This is a genomic window from Mariniflexile jejuense (genome assembly GCF_042675665.1).
In the GTDB taxonomy this organism is placed as follows: Bacteria; Bacteroidota; Bacteroidia; order Flavobacteriales; family Flavobacteriaceae; genus Mariniflexile; species Mariniflexile jejuense.
Map to the genome: position 1 here is coordinate 60,663 of NZ_JBHTJI010000001.1, position 21,658 is coordinate 82,320.

General features: G+C 32.1%; 19 protein-coding genes. 16 read left to right on the forward strand and 3 right to left on the reverse strand.

Going from position 1 to position 21,658, the window contains the following annotated elements; translation table 11 throughout:
• The first annotated feature begins 27 nt into the window (after positions 1-27).
• From ACFQ1R_RS00250 to ACFQ1R_RS00315, 14 genes are all read left to right on the forward strand, one after another.
• Positions 28-1,176, forward strand: coding sequence for an N-acetylmuramoyl-L-alanine amidase family protein (locus ACFQ1R_RS00250; RefSeq protein WP_379924064.1), 1,149 nt, complete (start codon positions 28-30; stop codon positions 1,174-1,176).
• 57 nt (positions 1,177-1,233) lie between these two features.
• Positions 1,234-2,166: an MlaD family protein gene (locus ACFQ1R_RS00255; RefSeq protein WP_379924066.1), complete on the forward strand. Its 933-nt coding sequence runs from the start codon at positions 1,234-1,236 to the stop codon at positions 2,164-2,166.
• A gap of 6 nt (positions 2,167-2,172) precedes the next feature.
• Positions 2,173-3,486: a 4Fe-4S dicluster domain-containing protein gene (locus tag ACFQ1R_RS00260; protein ID WP_379924067.1), complete on the forward strand. Its 1,314-nt coding sequence runs from the start codon at positions 2,173-2,175 to the stop codon at positions 3,484-3,486.
• A gap of 10 nt (positions 3,487-3,496) precedes the next feature.
• Positions 3,497-4,288, forward strand: coding sequence for a (Fe-S)-binding protein (locus ACFQ1R_RS00265; protein WP_379924068.1), 792 nt, complete (start codon positions 3,497-3,499; stop codon positions 4,286-4,288).
• Positions 4,289-4,290: 2 nt separating this feature from the next.
• Positions 4,291-4,917 carry a hypothetical protein gene (locus tag ACFQ1R_RS00270; protein WP_379924069.1) on the forward strand — a complete coding sequence of 209 codons (627 nt, stop codon included), beginning with the start codon at positions 4,291-4,293 and terminating at the stop codon, positions 4,915-4,917.
• A 2-nt stretch (positions 4,918-4,919) separates the two neighbouring features.
• Complete coding sequence (locus ACFQ1R_RS00275; RefSeq protein WP_379924071.1) at positions 4,920-5,405, forward strand: ABC transporter ATPase; 486 nt, start codon at positions 4,920-4,922, stop codon at positions 5,403-5,405.
• 51 nt (positions 5,406-5,456) lie between these two features.
• Positions 5,457-6,680 (forward strand): phosphoserine phosphatase SerB, encoded by a 1,224-nt coding sequence (serB, locus tag ACFQ1R_RS00280; RefSeq protein WP_379924072.1) that lies wholly within the window; start codon positions 5,457-5,459, stop codon positions 6,678-6,680.
• A 136-nt stretch (positions 6,681-6,816) separates the two neighbouring features.
• Positions 6,817-7,257 carry a thioredoxin family protein gene (locus ACFQ1R_RS00285; RefSeq protein WP_379924073.1) on the forward strand — a complete coding sequence of 147 codons (441 nt, stop codon included), beginning with the start codon at positions 6,817-6,819 and terminating at the stop codon, positions 7,255-7,257.
• Positions 7,258-7,259: 2 nt separating this feature from the next.
• The gene (locus ACFQ1R_RS00290) at positions 7,260-8,243 is read left to right on the forward strand and encodes an FAD:protein FMN transferase (protein WP_379924074.1); all 984 of its coding nucleotides are present in this window, start codon (positions 7,260-7,262) and stop codon (positions 8,241-8,243) included.
• A gap of 1 nt (position 8,244) precedes the next feature.
• Entirely contained in the window at positions 8,245-8,454 is a 210-nt protein-coding gene (locus tag ACFQ1R_RS00295) for a DUF4266 domain-containing protein (protein ID WP_379924075.1), read from the forward strand.
• A gap of 9 nt (positions 8,455-8,463) precedes the next feature.
• Positions 8,464-9,936 carry a DUF3570 domain-containing protein gene (locus ACFQ1R_RS00300; protein ID WP_379924076.1) on the forward strand — a complete coding sequence of 491 codons (1,473 nt, stop codon included), beginning with the start codon at positions 8,464-8,466 and terminating at the stop codon, positions 9,934-9,936.
• Between the two features lie 123 nt (positions 9,937-10,059).
• Positions 10,060-12,972 carry a glycoside hydrolase family 3 N-terminal domain-containing protein gene (locus ACFQ1R_RS00305; RefSeq protein WP_379924077.1) on the forward strand — a complete coding sequence of 971 codons (2,913 nt, stop codon included), beginning with the start codon at positions 10,060-10,062 and terminating at the stop codon, positions 12,970-12,972.
• 91 nt (positions 12,973-13,063) lie between these two features.
• Positions 13,064-14,200, forward strand: coding sequence for an N-acetyl-alpha-D-glucosaminyl L-malate synthase BshA (bshA, locus tag ACFQ1R_RS00310; protein WP_379924078.1), 1,137 nt, complete (start codon positions 13,064-13,066; stop codon positions 14,198-14,200).
• A gap of 88 nt (positions 14,201-14,288) precedes the next feature.
• On the forward strand, positions 14,289-14,600 hold the full coding sequence (locus ACFQ1R_RS00315) for a hypothetical protein (RefSeq protein ID WP_379924079.1): 312 nt from the start codon (positions 14,289-14,291) through the stop codon (positions 14,598-14,600).
• A 68-nt stretch (positions 14,601-14,668) separates the two neighbouring features.
• Here the strand turns inward: ACFQ1R_RS00315 and ACFQ1R_RS00320 are convergent, their stop codons facing one another.
• A complete protein-coding gene (locus ACFQ1R_RS00320) occupies positions 14,669-15,169 on the reverse strand; it encodes a hypothetical protein (RefSeq protein ID WP_379924080.1) in 501 nt (166 codons plus the stop codon).
• A gap of 148 nt (positions 15,170-15,317) precedes the next feature.
• On the opposite strand from ACFQ1R_RS00320, the gene ACFQ1R_RS00325 reads away from it, so the two are divergent.
• Positions 15,318-18,239: an FAD-binding and (Fe-S)-binding domain-containing protein gene (locus ACFQ1R_RS00325; RefSeq protein ID WP_379924081.1), complete on the forward strand. Its 2,922-nt coding sequence runs from the start codon at positions 15,318-15,320 to the stop codon at positions 18,237-18,239.
• A 75-nt stretch (positions 18,240-18,314) separates the two neighbouring features.
• On the opposite strand, the gene ACFQ1R_RS00330 is transcribed toward ACFQ1R_RS00325, so the two are convergent.
• Positions 18,315-19,160, reverse strand: coding sequence for a UDP-2,3-diacylglucosamine diphosphatase (locus ACFQ1R_RS00330; RefSeq protein ID WP_379926289.1), 846 nt, complete (start codon positions 19,158-19,160; stop codon positions 18,315-18,317).
• Positions 19,161-19,412: 252 nt separating this feature from the next.
• On the opposite strand from ACFQ1R_RS00330, the gene aroC reads away from it, so the two are divergent.
• On the forward strand, positions 19,413-20,474 hold the full coding sequence (gene aroC, locus ACFQ1R_RS00335; RefSeq protein WP_379924083.1) for a chorismate synthase: 1,062 nt from the start codon (positions 19,413-19,415) through the stop codon (positions 20,472-20,474).
• Between the two features lie 461 nt (positions 20,475-20,935).
• Here the strand turns inward: aroC and ACFQ1R_RS00340 are convergent, their stop codons facing one another.
• Complete coding sequence (locus ACFQ1R_RS00340; protein ID WP_379924084.1) at positions 20,936-21,319, reverse strand: HU family DNA-binding protein; 384 nt, start codon at positions 21,317-21,319, stop codon at positions 20,936-20,938.
• Between the last annotated feature and the right edge of the window lie 339 nt (positions 21,320-21,658).

The following is a 21,658-nucleotide window of genomic DNA, read 5'->3' on the forward strand; positions in this document are numbered from 1 at the left end:
ACCGATTTAAAACCATAAAATTATCCTATGAAAACGTACAAAGTATTACTTTTCGTATTATTTATAAAAGTATTAACTTTTTCTTCATTTCGCTCAGTTAATGATACCAAACCTATAGAGAAATTTGTGGTTGTTTTAGATGCTGGCCATGGTGGACATGATCATGGTAATAAAGGAAATGGGTATAAAGAGAGTGAAATTTCATTAAATATTGTTTTAGATATTGGTAAACAATTAGAAAAAAACCCTAACATAAAAGTTGTTTACACAAGACAAACGGATGTTTTTGTAGATTTATTTGAAAGAGGCCAAATTGCCAATAAAGCCAAAGCTAATTTATTTGTATCGGTGCATTGTAATGCTCACAAATCGGATGCACATGGCACTGAAACCTTTGTTTTAGGAACGCATAGAAATCAAACAAACTTTGAAGTAGCTAAAAAAGAAAACTCGGTTATTTTTTTAGAAGACGATTATAAATCCAAATATGGTAATTTCGATCCTAATTCTCCTGAATCTGTTATGAGTATTTTGGTAGTTCAAGAAGAATATTTAGATCAAAGTATCATGTTAGCAAGTTATATTCAAAACAGATTCACAACCAAATTAAAAAGAACCAATAGAGGTGTAAAACAAGCAGGTTTTATCGTGCTACACCAAACAGTGATGCCAAGTGTATTGGTTGAAGTTGGGTTTTTAACAAACAAAGAAGAAGGTGCATATTTAAATTCTGCTCAAGGGCAAAAGGACATGGCTAATAACATAACAAGCGCAATACTAGAATATAAACACAATTTAGATGGTAATGTAGGTGGTTTTGACTTTGAACCTCATGTGGTAACGCCTCAAGTAAAAGAGGTTCAAGTAGCCGAAATTCCTAAAGTAACAGAGGTTAATAAAACTATAGATACATCCATAGCTTACAAAGTTCAAATAGCAGCAACTTCAAAATCTATTGAAACAAAACCAACCAATTTTAAAGGTTTAAATAATATTACTCGAGAAAAAGAAGGCGGATTGTTTAAATATTTTTACGGAAATACATCAAATTATAACACTATAAAACTTCTAGAAGAAGAAGCAATAAAAAAAGGTTATAAATCATGTTTTATTGTGGCTTTTAAAGATGGTAAAAAAATAAGCTTAACCGATGCTTTAAAAACAACTACAAATTAAGCAGGTTCTTTTTAAATTTATTTTAAATTTGTATTTATAACATTTACTCTATCTACTTTGAAACTATCAAAAGAAGTTAAAACAGGCATATTAGTATTATTGGGTATTGCCCTTTTTATTTTTGGATTTAATTACCTAAAAGGAAGAAACTTATTTGAACCTACAGATGTTTTTTACACAGAATTTGATTATAATGCGTTAAGCAAATCTTCACCTGTTACCGTTATGGGTAATTCCGTAGGTAAAATTGAAGATATATCATATAATTACGATACAGGCAAAACAAGAGTCGCATTTACAGTAAGCGAAAAATTGAAGTTCTCAAAAAACAGCATTGTAAAAATGTACGAAGTTGGTTTTATGAGTGGTAATGGTTTAACCTTACTTATAAGTAATGAAGGCGAGCAAGCAAAACCAGGCGATGTATTGCAGTCGGAAGTAGAATTTGGTTTAGTTACAAATCTTTCAAAAAACTTTTCTGGAGTTACAGATAATTTAGATTCAGCGTTAAAATCTACAGATACGTTAATGTATAGCATTAATAAATTAGTGAATGATAATTCGGATGCTGGTTTAAAACATACCATTGAAGAATTAAATTACACTTTAAAATCGTTTAGAAATACCTCGAATACGGTTAATGAAACCTTATCAAAAAATGATAAAAACATTACAGCTATTCTTGAAAAATTTAAAACCATAAGTGCAGATTTAGCTGTGCTTACAACCGATTTAAAAACAGCCAACATAGGCACAACCGTTGAAACTTTAAACGCTACATTAGCTAAATTAAACGTTATATTAACATCTATAGATAAAGGTGATGGTACTATAGGTAAATTACTAAAAGACGAAGGTTTGTATAATAATATAGAAGGCGCAACCAAAGAAATGGAATCGTTACTATTAGATATTAAACTACACCCAAAACGTTATTTTAGAGTATTATCAAAAAAAGAAATTCCATACACCGAACCAAAAACCAACTAAAACTACATGGCGTATTTACCAAATATACTTTTTACAATCATACTTTGTATTGGTATTGGTTTTTTTGCTAAAAACATAAAAAAGCTAATCCGTAATATTAAGTTAGGTCGTGCATTAAACATAACCGATAACAAACCACAACGTTGGAAAAACATGACCATGCTCGCTTTAGGGCAAAGTAAAATGGTACGTCGTCCAGTTTCAGGTTTATTGCATATTATAGTATATATTGGTTTCATCATCATCAATATTGAAGTTTTAGAAATTATTATAGACGGTATTTTTGGAACACATCGTATAGGTTTAAACGTGTTACCAACCTCAATTTACGGATTTCTAATTGGTACTTTTGAGGTATTAGCTATTTTAGTATTAGTAGCAGTTATCGTTTTTTGGATACGAAGAAACATAATTAAAATTGCACGTTTCTGGAAAAGTGAAATGACAAGTTGGCCAAAAAACGATGGTAATTTCATTTTATATTTTGAAATGATTTTAATGACATTGTTTTTGGTAATGAATGCTACAGATGTACATTTCCAATCATTAAATTCTGGTAACATAATTAGTCAATATCTAACGCCTTGGTTTAGCAGTTTATCAGAAAGCACACTTCATACCATTGAAAGAACGGCTTGGTGGATACACATAATAGGTATTTTAGTATTCCTAAATTATCTATATTTCTCAAAACACCTTCATATTTTATTAGCATTTCCAAATACGTTTTACGGAAAATTAACACCTAAAGGTCAGTTTAACAATCTTGAAGCTGTTACTAAAGAAGTAAAAATGATGATGGATCCAAATGTAGATCCATTTGCTGCACCAGCCGAAGGTTCAGAAGGCGATATGCCAGCAAAATTTGGTGCTAGCGATGTGCAAGATTTAAACTGGGTACAATTACTAAATGCATATACCTGTACAGAATGTGGACGATGTACTAGCGAATGTCCTGCAAACCAAACAGGTAAGAAATTGTCACCACGAAAAATTATGATGGATACTCGCGACCGTTTGGAGGAAGTTGGTAAAAATATTGATTTGAATAAAGGTGAGTTTAAAGAAGATGGCAAACAACTGCTTGATAATTACATCACTAGAGAAGAACTTTGGGCTTGTACATCATGTAATGCTTGTGTTGAAGCATGTCCGGTAAGTATAGATCCACTCTCTATTATATTAGAAATGCGACGTTATTTGGTTATGGAACAAAGTGCAGCTCCAACCGAATTAAATACTATGATGACAAATATAGAGAATAACGGTGCGCCATGGCCATACAATCAAATGGACAGATTAAACTGGAAAAACGAATAAACGCAATATAATGAGCGAATTACTAAAAGTGCCTACCATGGCAGAATTTATGGCAGAAGGAAAACAACCTGAAGTATTATTTTGGGTTGGTTGTGCTGGCAGTTTTGATGATAGAGCAAAAAAAATAACCAAAGCGTTTGTGAAATTATTAAACAAAGCCAAGGTAGAATTTGCGGTTCTAGGAACCGAAGAAAGTTGTACTGGCGATCCTGCAAAACGTGCTGGAAACGAATTTCTGTTTCAAATGCAAGCTGTTACAAACATAGAAGTTTTAAACGCTTACGAAGTAAAAAAAATAGTTACAGCATGCCCACATTGTTTTAACACCATAAAAAATGAATATCCAGAACTTGGTGGGAATTATGAAGTTATGCACCATACACAGTTTTTAAAAACACTTTTAGATGAAGGACGCTTAATTGTAGAAGGTGGTCAATTTAAAGGCAAGCGCATCACATTTCACGATCCATGTTATTTAGGTCGCGCCAATAATGTATACGAAGCACCACGCGATTTAATTCAAAAGTTAGAAGCAGAACTGGTTGAAATGAAAAATTGCAAACGTACAGGTTTATGTTGTGGTGCTGGAGGTGCTCAAATGTTTAAAGATGCAGAAAAAGGTAATAAAGAAGTAAATATTGAACGTACTGAACAAGCATTAGAAATAAAACCAGATATTATTGCAGCTGGTTGTCCGTTTTGTAATACCATGATGACTGATGGTGTAAAAGCAAAAGAAAAAGAAGCAGATGTAGCAATTATGGATATAGCAGAATTAATTGCAAATGCTCAAGATTTATAACTATGAAAAAATTAACCTACTTAGTTGCAAGTTTTATAATTTTTAGTAATGCGTTATTTGCACAAGATATTGATTCAAAAGAGGTATTGTTAGATACGATTGCTAATGAAGCTTGTGAATGTATTAACAAGAAATCAATAGATTTTGAAACTGTACAACACTCTCAACTTGAAATGGAGTTTGGCTTGTGCATTTTAGAAAGTTATAGCAAACATAAAAAGGAAGCAGACAAATATTTCACAGTTTCTTTAACCGATGAACAATCTTTAGAAGCATTAGGAGCTGAAGTTGCTATTAAAATGATGGGCGTTTGCTCAGATTTTATGATGAAAGTAGTTGGAACATATACTGCAAGTGAATTTGAAGAAGGTAAAGACGATATCATTATAGTTGGGCAAGTAACAAACATTCAAGAATCTTTATTCAATACAATTGAATTAAAAGATACTGATAACAGAATGCAAAAAATACTTTGGCTTGAATATTTTGAAGGCGATCATTTATTGTACGACCTTAATAAGTTAAAAAAAATGAAAGTTAAAATTACTTGTTACGAGTATGAAATGTTCGATCCAAAAATAAAAGAATATCGTAATTTTAAAATCATTAAGAAAATTTCAGTTTTATAAAAATGTTAGTAGATTTTAATACATTACCAGAAGAATCACGTGTTTGGATTTATCAAGCTAATCGTTCTTTTTCAGAAGAAGAAATAGCAGAAATACAATCAAAATTAGATGTGTTTATTGATAATTGGACAGCACATGGAAGTGATTTGCAATCGGGTTATCTCATTAAATATAAACGCTTTATAGTTATTGGTTTAAATCAGAATTTAAACAAAGCTACAGGATGTTCCATCGATGCATCTGTTCGTTTTATTCAGCAGTTAGAAACTGATTATAATGTTGATTTAATGGATAAAATGAATGTATCCTATAAACAAGGCGATTTTATAGCCTACAAAACACTTACCGATTTTAAACAAATGGCAAAAGACAAAGCCGTTTCAAAAAATACCATTGTTTTCAATAATTTGGTAACTAGTGTTGCCGAGTTTAGTGAAAATTGGGAAGTACCAGCAAGTGAAAGCTGGCACAGTCGATTTATCAAATAAGTTTTCATATTTCAAATACAATCATCAATTTTACAGCTTAAATAGTATATTATGGCTAAGGAAATTTTCCTATTAAATATATCAGGTCAAGATAAACCAGGTTTAACCTCAAGTTTAACAAGTGTTTTAGCAGAATACAACGCAAAAGTTTTAGATATAGGGCAAGCAAACATTCACGACACGTTATCTCTAGGAATTTTATTTGAAATTCATGCAGGTTCAAAATCGGCAGCCGTATTAAAAGATTTACTTTTCAAATCTTACGAACTTGGTATTAAAGCAAAATTTACGCCTATTTCACTTGAAAATTATGAAAAATGGGTAAACCTTCAAGGAAAAGACCGTTACATCGTAACCATTTTAGGCGAAAAATTAACAGCGCAACAAATTTCAGAAGTTACCAAAATAATTTCTGAAAAGAACTTAAATATTGACTCTATAAAACGACTTACAGGACGTACATCGCTTCTTAAAAAAGATGAATATCCAAGAGCGTGTATACAATTGTCTATTAGAGGACATATAGATGATAAACGCGAGTTTACGTCAAAATTCATGCAAATTTCAAGAGATTTGGATGTTGATATTGCATTTCAAGAAGATAATATCTATAGAAGAAACCGCCGTTTGGTGTGTTTCGATATGGATTCAACCCTTATTCAAGCAGAAGTTATTGATAAACTAGCAGAATTAGCCGGTGTTGGTGATGAAGTAAAAGCCATAACCGAATCTGCTATGCAAGGTGAAATAGATTTCAACGAAAGCTTTATTCGCCGTATGAAACTCCTAAAAGGGTTAAGTGAAGATGTTCTTCATGATGTGGCTATTAATTTACCAATAACTAAAGGTGCAAGAAGACTTATTGATACCTTAAAAAGTTACGGTTTTAAAACAGCTATTCTATCAGGTGGATTTACCTATTTTGGTCACTATTTACAAAAAGAATTAGGTATGGATTATGTGTATGCCAACCAGTTAGAAATAAAAGATGGCGTATTAACAGGTGGTTACCTTGGTGAAATTGTTGATGGTAATAAAAAAGCCGAATATCTTAAAGAAATTGCTAAAAAAGAAGGTATTGATATTAGTCAAACCATAGCAGTAGGTGATGGCGCAAACGATTTACCTATGCTTAATCTTGCAGGTTTAGGTATTGCATTTCATGCAAAACCAAAAGTAAAAGATAATGCTCAAAGCTCTATTTCAAGTATTGGACTTGATGGTGTATTGTATTTATTAGGTTATCACGACAGACATATTGATTTGATAGAGTAAGTAGATTAATTCTAAATTAATTTTGTAAATACTATTTTAGTATACAAAACGTTTTTTTGGTAAACACTAATCTGTAACTTTTGTTACACAATGCGTATGATTTTTAATTTACATTTACTTGAAAAAAATTGACAATTTGAAAACAAAACTGGTTTACCTAGTAGTATTAGTTTGTATCACATCTTTTTCGGCAGTTGCACAAGATTGGAAAACTAACTTTGAAGAAGCAAAACAATTGGCTTCAAAAAATAATCAAAATATCGTATTAGTTTTTCAAGGTTCCGATTGGTGTGCACCATGTATTAAACTCGATAAAGAAATTTGGAGCACGCAAGAATATCAAAATTTAGCAAAGAATCATTTTGTAATGCTTAAGGCAGATTTTCCTAGAAAAAAAGCAAACAAACTTTCTGAAGAACAAGAATTACAAAACAAAAAGCTAGCAGAAACCTATAATAACCAAGGTTATTTTCCATATGTGGTTGTTTTGAATAAAAATGGCAAAGTTTTAGGAAGCTTAGGCTACGAAAAAATATCGCCAACACAATACTATAATAAACTAGCATCATTCAAATAATTTTGAAACGTTTAGCAACCTCCGTATTCTTTTTAGTTTCAATTACAATTTACTCTCAAAGTATTTATACCAGAACGCTTAAGTTAATGGGTAGTCGCTTTGATGTAACTGTTGTAGCAGAATCTGAAACAAAAGGGAATGAATATATCGATTTGGCGGTTGCTGAAATAACCAGAATTGAAAAATTAATTTCGTCATGGGATGCTAAATCACAAACTTCAGAAATTAACAGAAATTCAGGTATAAAACCAGTTGTTGTTGATGATGAATTATTTCAGCTAATTCAACGCTGTATAAAAATATCAAAACTAACCAATGGCGCTTTTGATATTAGCTATGCTTCCATGGATAAGGTTTGGTTTTTTGATGGCAGTATGACTGAAATGCCCAGTGAAGAAGCTATAAAAAATTCGGTAGCCAAAGTAGGATATCAAAATATTATTTTAGATGAAAAAAATCATTCCGTTTTCCTAAAACTTGAAGGCATGAAAATTGGTTTTGGTGCTATAGGAAAAGGTTATGCTGCCGATAGAGCTAAGGCATTATTACAAAGTAAAGGTGCTATTTCTGGAATTATAAATGCGTCAGGCGATTTAAATACTTGGGGCAAACAACCCGATGGAAAAGATTGGCTTGTTGCTATTGTAAACCCATTAAATAAAGACAACGTTTTTTCTTGGATGCCCGTTAACAACAGTGCTGTTGTAACATCGGGTAATTATGAAAAGTATGTAAAATTTAATAATGTTTTATATACACATATTATTGATCCGAGAACAGGTTATCCTGCTACAGGCATATTAAGTGCCACCGTATTTACTGCTAATGCTGAATTAGCCGATGCACTGGCAACTTCTATTTTTGTTATGGGTGTAGAAACGGGTTTAGATTTTGTAAACCAACTTAAAGGTGTAGAGTGTATTATTGTTGATAAGGATAATAAAATTAAAACGTCTAAGAATATAAACTTAAAACAAACCAATTAGCATGAAAAAAATGTTTTTTGCTTCGATTTTGGTATTGTCTTTAACCTCATGTACTGTTGTTAAAGAATACGAAAAAGTAAATTTAAATGATCCTGATATGGCTTTGTCGCAAAAAAAAGTTAGTCGTTTTGAAACTAATTTTCAAGTGTACAGAGAAGGTGCTTCTGGAGCTAATGGAGGCAAGTCGGGTGGTGGTTGTGGTTGTAATTAGGTTGGTATTATGAATAAAATTGTCGCATTATTATGTATGATATGGGTTGCTGTTGGGTTTTCTCAAGAAAACCAAACAACCTATAAAAAACGTGTTTTAGAAACAGCAGAAGTAGATTTTTTATCAAGTTATTATTCACAAGAAGGTAATAATGCATCGGTTACTGGAGGTATAGGTACCGAAAAACTAACTGATGTTACACCAACCATCGTGGTTAGTTTACCACTTAATGCCGATGATGTTTTAACAGTTGATGCGGGTTTTTCAGCATACACATCAGCATCCTCTAGCAATTTAAATCCTTTTGATAGAGTTAAAAAAGTAGCCACTACAACTACTACGGTTGTTACTGGCGCGTCTTCTACAAGAACGCAACAAAATACAAATTATGCTTATGTATCATCACCAACGCCTTGGGCAGCTTCATCTGGTGCTTCTAGTTCAGATGTTTGGGGCAATGTAAATATTGATTACAGCCATAGTTCAGATGACAGAAATACAGTGTTTAGTGCCGATGTGTCTGTAGCTACCGAGTATGACTATAGCTCTTTTGGTTTTGGAGGTGGTTTCGTAAAGCAATTTAATGAGAAAAATACATCCCTAAGTATTACCACAAAAGTGTATTTGGATACATGGAACCCTAGATACCCAACTGAATTGGATTCGTATTATGAAGCCAATCAAAATTTAAATGCAGGATTTTTTAATAATGTACCAATTTACAATCAAGAAGGTGAAGCCATTGATAAAAATGATGATAGCGATGTTTGGTCACCTTTTAAATCTCCTTTCATAAGTAATAAGTCTAGAAACTCATATTCACTATCATTTAGCCTATCGCAAATTTTAAATAAAAATTCACAGTTTTCTGTATTTTTTGATTTGGTGCAACAAAATGGTTGGTTATCAAACCCTATGCAACGTGTGTATTTTGGTGATGTAGATAACTTCTATATAGGAAACCCACAATATATACCAAATTATACAACCACTAAAAATGATGGTGTATTTCAATTAGCTGATGATATTGAGCGATTACCAACTAAACGCTTTAAACTACCAATAGGTTTTAGATGGCATTATTACCTAAATGAAATGTTTACTGTAAGAACCTATTACCGTTATTATTGGGATGATTGGGGCATTAATTCGCATACAGCTTCAATTGAATTACCTTTAAAAGTGTCTTCAAAATTCACATTGTATCCATCCTATCGTTACTATAATCAAACGGCTGCAGATTATTTTGCGCCTTATGAACAGCATGTCTCTACAAGCTTATTTTATACATCCGATTACGATTTATCAAAATTCAACGCAAATCAATATGGTATAGGTGTAGGATATGTAGATATTTTAACTAAAGCCCATATTTGGAAATTAGGTTTAAAAAGCATCGATTTAAAGTATAATAGTTACAAGCGAAATACAGGTTTAAAAGCCAATATCATTTCTGCCGGTTTTAAATTTGTTATGGATTAAATTGTTTATAATCTTATTATAAATCTATCTTAAAGTCTTTTTAACTTATTTTTAAAAGTAGTATTTTGGCATGATTATTTATGTAGTAAGATGTAAGTAAGCTTACTAAATTAATCCTCAAATATGCGTCACATTTCATTTACACTTTTATTTCTATATATATCACTAGTATCATTTGCTCAAACACCGCTAAATCCCTTAGCTTCAAAAGATATTGAAGCACAAAAAAAGTGGGTTGATAGTTTGTATAATTCAATGACTTTAGAAGAAAAAGTAGGGCAGTTATATATGGTTCAAGTGATGTCAAACCAAGATCAAGCCACAAAAGATAAGATTATAGACCTTATAAGAACACATCACATTGGTGGTTTAATCTATTCACTTGGTAATCCAGAAAAACAAGCCGTTTTAAATAATGAATTGCAATCACTTTCTAAAATTCCATTGCTAATTGGTATGGATGCGGAATGGGGTTTAAGCATGCGTTTAGATAATACGTATGCATTTCCTTGGAATATGACACTAGGTGCTATTAAAAATAATGCACTAATTGAACAAACAGGAAAGCAAATTGGCGAGCATTGTAAACGTTTAGGCGTGCATTTTAATTTTGCTCCTGTGGTAGATATTAATACCAACCCATTAAACCCTATTATAGGAAATCGCTCGTTTGGTGAAGATAGAGATAACGTTACCGAAAAAGCTTCAGCTTTTATGAAAGGTATGCAAAATGCAGGTGTTTTGGCAAGTGCAAAACATTTTCCTGGTCATGGCGATACCGACCAAGATTCGCATAAAACCCTACCAACCGTTAGTTTTAATGAAAAAAGAATTGATTCCATAGAGTTATATCCATATAGAAAATTAATAACAGAAGGTTTATCAAGCGTAATGGTAGCACATTTAAAAGTGCCAAGTTTAGAACCATCTGGCTATCCATCTTCATTATCAAAACATATTGTAACCGATATTTTAAAGGAAAAATTAGGTTTTCAAGGTCTTATTTTTACCGATGCTTTAGATATGAAAGGCGCTGCCGATTTTAAAGAAGTTGGTAGTATTGATTTAGCAGCTTTTAATGCAGGTAACGATGTTATGCTAATGTCTAAAGACGTTGCGATTGGTATTTCAAAAATAATAGAAGCTTATAATACTGGTGAAATTACTGAAGCACGTTTAGCGCTTTCGGTTAAAAAAATTCTGCAAGCAAAATACAAAGTTGGTTTAAATACTTATAAGCCAATAGGCTTGAGTGATTTACAAAGCGATTTGAATAGGTTGGAAGATGATATTTTGTATGAAGAACTTATGGAAAATGCCATCACCATTGTAAAAAATGATAAGGATTTGCTGCCACTTCGCCATTTTGAAACGCAAACTATTGCTTATATAAAAATGGGTGATGATACTGGTTCTGTGTTTTTAGATGAATTAAAAAAGTACACAAAAGTACATCAAATTGAAGCGGATACTTTAGATAATTTACTAACACGCCTTCAAGATTATAATACAATTATAGTTGGTTTGCATCGTTCAAACCAAAACCCTTGGAAGGCGCATCAATTTTCGGAATCAGAATTAAATTGGCTTTCAGAAATTGCAAAAACACATAACGTTATTTTAGATGTTTTTGTAAAACCATATGCACTTTCCGATTTGGCTTCTATTGAAAATATAGAAAGTATTGTAGTAAGCTATCAAAACAGTAAAATTGCTCAACAAAAATCGGCTCAAATAATTTTTGGAGCATTAGAATCTAAAGGTGTTTTACCTGTTTCAGTTGGCACGCATTTTAAAGTTGGCGATGGTATTTTTAATAATTCATTAAACCGATTAAGTTACACGGTTCCAGAACGTGTAGGTATGGATTCTGAAAAACTAAATAAAATTGATGCCATAGCTAAAACAGCTATTGATGGTATGATGACACCAGGTATACAACTTTTGGTAGCTAGAAAAGGTAAAGTTATTTACAATAAAACCTTTGGAAAACACACCTATACTGGTAATGAAAAAGTAGCTTTTGATGATATTTATGATGTAGCATCACTAACAAAAATATTAGCAACCTTACCTTTATTAATGGAGCTAGAAGAAAAAGGCGAAGTTACATTAGATACAAAATTATCGCAAATTATTCCTAGCTATAAAAAATCAAACAAAGCCAACATCACTTTAAAAAGTATGTTATCGCATTATGCCCGTTTACGCCCTTGGGAACCTTTTTATGCAAAAACTTTAGATAGTACTAAGCATCCAAGTGAAAAATATTACCGTAAAGAACAAAGTGATAAGTTTAATATTGAAGTTGCTAAAAATCTATTTTTAAGATCTGATTATGAGGATTCTATACAAAAAATAATTAGAAATTCCGAGCTACTTTCAAAAACACAATATAGGTATAGTGACTTTCCTTATTTTATTTTAAAGAAATATATTGAGAACTATTACGACAGAACGTTAGACGTGCTTGCACAAGATCATTTTTACAAATCATTAGGCGCTAATTACACCATGTATAATCCGTACCATAAAATAAGTAGTAAAAAAATTGTTCCAACAGAAATTGATGATTATTATAGGTACCAAGAAATTCATGGGTATGTGCACGATATGGGTGCGGCAATGCAAAATGGAATTGGCGGGCATGCAGGTGTTTTTAGTAATGCTAATGACGTAGCTAAGATTATGCAACTATTTTTACAAAAAGGCTATTATGGCGGAAAACGCTATTTTAAACCTGAAACACTAGATAAATTTAATACCTGTTATTACTGTGAAAAAGGAAATAGACGCGGTATAGGTTTTGATAAACCGCAATTAGGCGAAGAAGGTCCAACCTGTGGTTGCGTGTCGTTAAGTAGTTTTGGACATGCTGGTTTTACAGGCACTTATGCTTGGGCAGATCCAGAAGAAGAAATTGTTTATGTATTTTTATCTAATAGAACATACCCAAATGCAGAAGATAATTTATTAGCAAAAAAGAATATTAGAACCGATATACAACGCTTAATTTACGAAGCGATTATCAAATAAATGTAATTAAAGTTAAAAGTTCAAAAGATTTTAAATGCGTTTAGACAACCTTTTAACTTTTCAACTTTAAAACTTTTAAACTAACTAAAAAATGAAAATAGGAATTGTATGTTACCCAACTTTTGGTGGTAGTGGCGTAGTAGCAACCGAATTAGGTTTGGAACTTTCAAAACGTGGTCATGAAATACATTTTATTACGTACAACCAACCCGTACGCTTAGAGTTGTTAAGTAACAATGTGCATTATCATGAAGTAAATGTACCTGAATACCCATTATTTCATTACCAACCCTACGAATTAGCCTTATCAAGCAAATTAGTTGATATGGTAAAACTTCATAACATTGAAATTTTACATGTACATTATGCCATTCCACATGCCTATGCAGCATATATGGCTAAAAAAATATTACAAGACGCTGATATTTTTGTGCCTATTGTAACAACGTTGCATGGAACGGATATTACATTAGTAGGAAGCCATCCATTTTATAAACCTGCAGTAACATTTAGTATTAATAAATCGGATGCCGTTACAGCAGTATCACAAAGTTTAAAAGAAGATACATTACGTTTGTTTGATATAAAAAATGATATTCATGTTGTGTCTAATTTTATCGATTTAGAAAAGTACAATCATAAATTTACCGATTGCCAACGTGGTATGCTTGCAAAAGATGACGAAAAAATAATTACACATATTAGTAATTTACGTCCCGTAAAACGCTCGCAAGATGTTATTAGCATATTTTATAACATTCAAAAAGAAATGCCAGCAAAATTAATGCTAATTGGTGAAGGACCAGAACGCGAGCATATAGAATTACGTTGTCAAGAACTTGGTATTTTAGATAAAGTTATTTTCTTCGGAAAGAGTAATGAAATCGATAAAATTTTATGCTATAGCGATTTATTTTTACTGCCGTCACAAACCGAAAGTTTTGGATTGGCAGCATTAGAAGCTATGGCATCGAGCGTTCCTGTTATTTCAAGTAACACAGGCGGTATTCCAGAGGTTAATATACATGGTGTTTCAGGGTTTTTAAGTAATGTTGGTGATGTGGCAGATATGACTAAAAACGCTTTATACATTTTAAGCGATAAAGATAGATTAGCAACTTTTAAAACAAATGCCAGAAAAACTGCTGAAAAGTACGATCTACACACCATTGTTCCTCAATATGAAGCTATTTATCAAGATACTTTATCTAAATGTTTGGTATTGTAAATCAATAAAATTTATGCACTAAGCTATTTTGTTTATGTGTCTATAAATTATTGTATATTTAGGTATTAACATTTAAAATAAAGACCATATGAAAAAATCAGTTTTTTATTTAGTAATAGTTATTGCCTTAAGTATCGTTCCAAGTACAGCACTGGCATCGGAAAAAAATCCAATGCCTATTGAAAAAACACCAACCGAAATTCCAGCAGAAGTTAAAACGATGCTTGACCGTTTGGAAGAAATTAAAAATATGGATAAATCAAACTTAAAACCTTCAGAACGAAAAGAGCTTAGAAAAGAAGTTAGAGATATGAAGAAAAAAATAAGAAAATCTGGTAATGGTATTTATATTTCATCAGGTGCTATTATTCTTATACTATTAATTCTTTTAATTTTATAATACTCAAATTAAAGTCATAAAAAAAGCACCTCAATCAAGGTGCTTTCTTTTTTTAATGTTTTTTTTGATTAGAATTGATATCTAATACCTAAAGCAATATCAAATCCTAAACCACTATTATTAAAATCATTATTATAGTCATTTCCAAAACCAATTTCAGGTCTAAAATCTAATGAAATTAATAATGGTATGTCAAAGTTATATTCAATGCCTATATCACCTGCTGCAAAAACAAAGGTGTCATTATAATCATCACCATTATTGTCATTATAATCAAAAGAGCCTAAACCACCACCAACACCAGCATACCAATTAAAACCATCTTCAATATTCCAAACCCATTGGTACAAACCAGCAAGTTTAAAACCATCGTATTTTTTTCCATCTCTCCAACCTAAATCAACTTCCAAACGGTTATTGTCTCCTAAAGCATGTTGATACGATATTTCTGCACCAACACCGTTACTGTCGCCTAAACGTAAACCTAAAGCGTTTTCTGAAATGTCTTGAGCGTTTGATGCAAAGGTAAAACCTAATAATGCAATTGAAAATAAAAGTAATTTCTTCATAAATGTTATTTTTTGTTTTTGTTATATACGATTGTTTTTTGATAATAGATTATTTTTTTTAATAATCCAGTTAGAAATAACAAAAATAACGCCAAAATTGTATTTATATTTAACACCTTATTAGTTTTATAAATATTTTTATTGAGTTATGGCGTTAACATCACATTTACAGACATTAAGCAAAAAACTTTCAGGTGAATTATTTTATGACGATTTAATAAAATCCATCTACGCCACCGATGCTTCCGTTTTTAGAAAACTGCCACTGGCTGTTGCATATCCTAAAACTAATGAGGATATAAAGGAACTTATCCGGTTTGCAAAAGCACATAAAACCGCTTTAATTCCCAGAACTGCAGGTACTTCGCTTGCAGGACAATGTGTTGGTGATGGTATAGTGGTTGATGTTTCTAAATATTTCACAAAAATTTTAGATGTTAACGAAAAAGCGCAAACCGTAACGGTACAACCTGGTGTGGTTCGCGATGCGTTAAATAACTATTTAAAACCCTTTGGTTTGTGGTTTAGCCCAAATACATCAACATCCAACCGTTGTATGATTGGTGGTATGGTAGGTAATAATTCATCGGGTACAACATCTATTCGGTATGGTGTTACTCGCGATAAGGTTGTTGAAATGCACACCATTTTAAGTGATGGAAGCGATGCTGTTTTTAATGAAATTACTTCGGAAGCATTTCAAAAGAAGACTAGTTTAAATACTTTAGAAGGACAGATTTATAAATCTATTTTTGAGGAACTTAAATCTGAAGCAATTCAAAATCAAATTATTGAAAACTTTCCAAAGCCCGAAATACACAGAAGAAATACAGGCTATGCCATTGATGAATTGATAAAATCGGATGTTTTTTCAAATACAACCGAACAGTTTAATATGTGTAAGTTGCTTTCAGGTAGCGAAGGAACCTTAGCATTTACAACGCAAATCACTCTAAAATTAGATACATTACCGCCACAGGAAGCCATTATGGTGGCAGCTCATTTTACAACCATTGAGGCGTGTTTAAATGCTGTAGAACCTGTAATGAACCACAATTTATATAATTGTGAAATGATGGATAAAACCATTTTAGATTGTACTAAACATAACAAAACACAGCAAGCCAATAGAAGTTTTATTGAAGGCGATCCAAAAGCCATTTTAATGTGCGAGGTACGCGCATTTACAAAAGAAGAGGTAACGGTTTTAGCCGAAAACCTAATAAAAACTATTGAAAATTCTGGTTTAAGCTATGCATTTCCTACGCTTGAAGGCGATAACATAAATAAAGCCAATAACTTACGAAGCGCTGGATTGGGCTTGTTGGGAAATATTATTGGCGATAAAAAATCGCATCCTTGTATTGAAGATACCGCAGTAACTGTTCCAGATTTGGCAAACTATATTTCAGAATTTGCAGCTTTAATGAAAGGTTATAACCAAGAAGCTATTTATTATGCCCATGCTGGTGCTGGCGAGTTGCATTTACGACCTATTTTGAATTTAAAAAAATCTGAAGATGTCGTGTTATTTAGAAAAATAACTACCGATGTGGCGCATTTAGTAAAAAAATACGGTGGTTCCATGAGTGGTGAACATGGTGATGGTATTGTACGTGGTGAATTTATACCGCTTATGATTGGCGATGCTAATTATCAAATTTTAAAGCGTATAAAATCGGCTTTTGATGCTGATGCTATTTTCAATCCTGGTAAAATTGTTGATGCATTTCCTATGGATGAATCGCTACGTTATGTTCCAGATAGGGTAGAACCAGAGATTAAAACCATGCTCGATTTTTCACATTCTCAAGGTATTTTGCGCGAAGCTGAAAAGTGTAATGGTTCTGGCGATTGCAGAAAACTACCAGAGTTTGGTGGTACCATGTGCCCAAGTTATAGAGCTACTAGAAATGAAAAAGATACCACTCGTGCACGAGCCAATGCGTTACGCGAATTTTTAACCAATTCTAATAAAACAAATAAGTTTGATTATGAAGAATTAAAAACGGTTTTCGATTTGTGTTTAAGTTGTAAAGCTTGCGCCAGCGAATGCCCAAGTAGTGTAGATGTTGCGAGTTTGAAAGCAGAATTTCTTTATCAATATCAAAAGGAAAATGGTGTGTCATTACGCACAAAATTGTTTGCGTATAATAACACTTTAAACCGTTATGGAAGTGCATTTCCAAAACTGACTAATTTTGTGTTTTCAAATGCTTTTACCTCGTCTATTTTAAAAAAATCGTTCGGAATTGCTAATGAAAGACAATTACCATTAATTTCAAATAAAAGTTTAAGTAAGCAATTTCAAACTATTAAAAAACAAGAAGTTGAAAAAAAATATATTAAAACAGTTTATTTATTTAATGATGAGTTTTTAAATTATTTAGATACACCTATTGGTATCGATGCTATACAACTTTTAACAGCATTACATTACGAGGTTAAGATGGTTGAAAACGCTGAATCTGGACGCACCTTTTTATCAAAAGGTTTGCTAGAACAGGCTAAAGATATGGCAAACAAAAATGTTGCTATTTTTAAAAATATCATTAGTAAAGACACACCATTATTAGGCATAGAACCATCAGCAATATTAACATTTAAAGATGAATATTTACGGTTAGCAGACGATAAAACTTCTGCAGAAGCAATAGCAAAACATACATTTCTTATTGAAGAATTTATTCAGCAAGAAATAAAATTAGGCAACATAAAGTCAGAGCAATTTACTTCAGAAGCTAAAACAATAAAATTTCATGGGCATTGTCACCAAAAATCATTTAGCAACCAATTATCAAGTTTTGATGTTTTAAATCTTCCTAAAAACTATAAAGTTACTATTATTCCAAGTGGTTGTTGTGGTATGGCAGGAAGTTTTGGTTATGAAAAAGAACATTACGCGGTAAGTATGCAAGTTGGTGAACAAACCTTGTTTCCAGCTGTTAGAAATGCAGCAAATGATGTGTTAATTTCAGCTAATGGTACAAGTTGCAGACATCAAATTAAAGATGGAACAAAGCGTGATGCGAAGCACCCAATTACTATTTTACGAGAAGCGCTTCTTTAGGTTAAGTTGTTTAGTTGTATGTTGTTAAGTTGGTTCTTATTAAACAACTAAACGATTTAACAACTTCACAACAAACTATTTAGATTTCTTTCCATGTTGTTCAACAATGGTTATGGCAGCAATTAGGTTTTTAATGTCCATATCTTCAAATTCTTCTTCAACATAAAAAGGAGAGAGTTTGTCTTTATTGTAATTATAAACTTTCCATCGTTTAAATTGATATTCTAAAGCAGTAAAATTTTCAATCCAATCACCAGAGTTTAGGTACATTGTATTGCCGTGCTTGGTTTCAATATATGCCATTTTTGGTTGGTGTATGTGACCGCAAATAACATAATCATAACCATTTTCGATAGCTAAATCAGAAATAACGTTTTCAAATTTAGCAATATGTTTTTTAGTTTCTTTTTTGTCATTTTTAACTTTTTCAGATAAGGAATAACGTTCCTTTCCGCGCTTTTCTAAATACCAATTTATAAATCGGTTTATTAAAGTTAAAAAGTTATAGCCATAGCTACCAAGTTTTGCAAGCCATTTGGCATTTTTAATAGAAACATCAAACACATCGCCATGAAAAAACCATGCTTTTTTACCATGCAGGTTTAAAACTAATTTATCAACTATTTTAATATTACCTATGGTAGTGTTACTAAATTTTCGCAATAATTCATCATGGTTACCTGTAATGTAAATAACATCAACACCATCGGCAGCCATATTCATAATCTTTTTTATAACCTTTAAATGCGATTTTGGGAAATATCGGTTTTTAAATTGCCAACCATCAACAATATCACCATTCAAAATAAGCTTTTTGGGTTCAATGCTGTTAAGGTAGTTTAGTAAATTTTTGGCGTTACAATTGTAAGTTCCCAAATGTACATCGGATATAACGGCTAGTTCTATTTTACGTTTTATTATCAAAGGGATTATATATAATTGTAAAATACCTATTTTTATATTACCTAACCATTACCTCATAATTATTTAAACATGAGCATATTGTTAACCAAATGTTATGCTTTGTAAATACTAATTTCAAAATATGAATTACAAATTAGATTAGTGTTTTATTTCTTCTTTATTAATTTCATAAAAAATAAATAAACTATCACTATGCATTTGATGTACTTCATTTCTAAAAAAGCTTTATTTTAGCAAAAAATTAAAATTATGGCTGGAAATTCCTTTGGAAAACTATTTACTTTAGCAACATATGGCGAATCTCACGGACCTGCTTTAGGTGGTGTTATTGATGGTTGTCCATCAGGAATTGAATTAGATTTAGATGCCATTCAATTGGATTTAGATAGACGTAAACCAGGGCAATCGGCCATCGTTACCCAACGTAAAGAAGATGATGTCGTTACCTTTCATTCGGGTATTTTTGAAGGTAAAACAACAGGTACGTCTATAGGTTTTGTAATAGAAAATACTAATCAAAAATCACACGATTATACCCATATAAAAGATAGTTATCGCCCAAGTCATGCAGATTATGTGTACGACAAAAAATACGGCTTTAGAGATTACCGTGGAGGCGGAAGAAGTTCGGCACGCGAAACCGCATGTCGTGTTGTTGCTGGTGCTGTGGCAAAACAAATGCTAAAAGGCATTGAGTTTTATGCTTACGTTTCGGGCGTTGGTACTTTAAAATTAGACAAACCACATACAGCCTTAGATTTAACTCAAATAGAATCTAATATAGTACGTTGTCCTGATGCAGCTATGGCAGCAAAAATGGAAGCCTACATTAAAGAAATTCGTGCTAAAGGCGATACCGTAGGTGGTATAGTAACCTGTGTTATAAAAAATGTACCCATTGGTTTGGGTGAACCTGTATTTGATAAATTACATGCCGATTTAGGAAAAGCCATGCTATCCATAAACGCGGTAAAAGGCTTTGAATATGGTAGTGGTTTTGAAGGCTGCACCATGTTAGGAAGCGAACATAATGATGCCTTTAATACCGATGGTACTACAAAAACCAATAATTCTGGTGGGGTACAAGGTGGTATAAGTAACGGTATGGATATTTATTTTAACGTAGCATTTAAACCCGTAGCAACCCTAATTCAAGAATACGAAACCATCGATAAAGAAGGAAATATAGTAACGATGCATGGAAAAGGACGTCACGACCCATGTGTAGTGCCTCGTGCAGTGCCTATTGTAGAGGCTATGGCAGCATTGGTGATTGCCGATTTTTATTTACGTAATAAGATGTATTTGTAGCTTTAGGCTTTATGCCATAAGCTATAAGCTAAGAATGGTGAGTTACGAATTAAGAATTACGAAATAGTTCTATTGTCTGATATCTCAAGTCTAACATCAAACTTTTTAACACCAAAGCACAGGGTTTTACCCTATTTTTTATTACTTTTACCACGTTGGAAACAACATGTCGAGTAGGTGAGACTGCTCAAGACCTTATTAAATTTAGCTCAAAAAACGGGGTTCTAGCTGTCTATTTTGAGCTTTTTTTATGCTCAAAACTCAACCAAAACGCTTTGAAACTAAGATGCATTTATAGCATTAGGACGATTATTTTACCTCATCAGTATCAACAAAACAAATCATCAGCATCTTAAAAAAGGTTCATCAGCATGAACTTAAAGTATTTTTGTTCATAAAAAAAGGCCTTGAGTGGTGAGACTACTCAAGACCTTATCAAAAAAAACTGAAAAAACGGGGTTCTAGCTCGCTTTTCTAAAAGATAAATCGTTTAGCAAAACGCGTAAACGCTTACCCGGACGAAATAAAATACGGGTTTTAGTAATGGCATTAGCATCAACGTCTAGTTCGGTATCTCTACCTTCTGAGCTGATTCCTACTTGAAAATTACCCAAACGCCCTAATTTTACAATGCGTCCTTGTTTTAAAGCGTCAATAATATTGCGCTCTAATGATAAAAGTACCGCATAACAATCCGATTCGGTTACGGTACATTGATACGAAATTTGCTCCGCGAGCGTATCCATATCTACTTCACCATCTGCAATGGCAGCGGCATAGTACTTCTCAGGCAAATTAATATCCTGAGGATTCTTTCTGGCTTGCGCCTTAAATTTAATGGCCATAGGCTTTAGTAAATTTAAATTAATAATAAAATTTTGTCTTAGTATACAACAATGCTGTATCTAACTGACCTTACAAAGTTCTCTAAAATAACTAAATATAGAAAACAAAGTTTTGAACATTTAAATTGTTAATGATTTTGTTTATAATGTATACTAAATTAATTTATAGTATTGATTGTGAGTATGTTATTGAGTAGGTGAATTGATAAAAATTACTAGAAGTTATGATAATAGTATAATTTATTAGTTTTTTTAAATCAAAATGTTTATAACTTTATGTTTGTACAAACTTTAATAAAAAAAAGTCCCACCGAAGCAGGACTAAAGATTTTCATCTAC

Coding starts and splice junctions, on each gene's coding strand:
- bshA (WP_379924078.1), top strand. CDS start 13,064: ATGAAAATAGGAATTGTATGTTACCCAACTTTTGGTGGTAGTGGCGTA.
- serB (WP_379924072.1), top strand. CDS start 5,457: ATGGCTAAGGAAATTTTCCTATTAAATATATCAGGTCAAGATAAACCA.
- ACFQ1R_RS00325 (WP_379924081.1), top strand. CDS start 15,318: ATGGCGTTAACATCACATTTACAGACATTAAGCAAAAAACTTTCAGGT.
- ACFQ1R_RS00275 (WP_379924071.1), top strand. CDS start 4,920: ATGTTAGTAGATTTTAATACATTACCAGAAGAATCACGTGTTTGGATT.
- ACFQ1R_RS00305 (WP_379924077.1), top strand. CDS start 10,060: ATGCGTCACATTTCATTTACACTTTTATTTCTATATATATCACTAGTA.
- ACFQ1R_RS00270 (WP_379924069.1), top strand. CDS start 4,291: ATGAAAAAATTAACCTACTTAGTTGCAAGTTTTATAATTTTTAGTAAT.
- ACFQ1R_RS00295 (WP_379924075.1), top strand. CDS start 8,245: ATGAAAAAAATGTTTTTTGCTTCGATTTTGGTATTGTCTTTAACCTCA.
- ACFQ1R_RS00250 (WP_379924064.1), top strand. CDS start 28: ATGAAAACGTACAAAGTATTACTTTTCGTATTATTTATAAAAGTATTA.
- ACFQ1R_RS00260 (WP_379924067.1), top strand. CDS start 2,173: ATGGCGTATTTACCAAATATACTTTTTACAATCATACTTTGTATTGGT.
- ACFQ1R_RS00320 (WP_379924080.1), bottom strand. CDS start 15,169: ATGAAGAAATTACTTTTATTTTCAATTGCATTATTAGGTTTTACCTTT.
- aroC (WP_379924083.1), top strand. CDS start 19,413: ATGGCTGGAAATTCCTTTGGAAAACTATTTACTTTAGCAACATATGGC.
- ACFQ1R_RS00300 (WP_379924076.1), top strand. CDS start 8,464: ATGAATAAAATTGTCGCATTATTATGTATGATATGGGTTGCTGTTGGG.
- ACFQ1R_RS00265 (WP_379924068.1), top strand. CDS start 3,497: ATGAGCGAATTACTAAAAGTGCCTACCATGGCAGAATTTATGGCAGAA.
- ACFQ1R_RS00340 (WP_379924084.1), bottom strand. CDS start 21,319: ATGGCCATTAAATTTAAGGCGCAAGCCAGAAAGAATCCTCAGGATATT.
- ACFQ1R_RS00315 (WP_379924079.1), top strand. CDS start 14,289: ATGAAAAAATCAGTTTTTTATTTAGTAATAGTTATTGCCTTAAGTATC.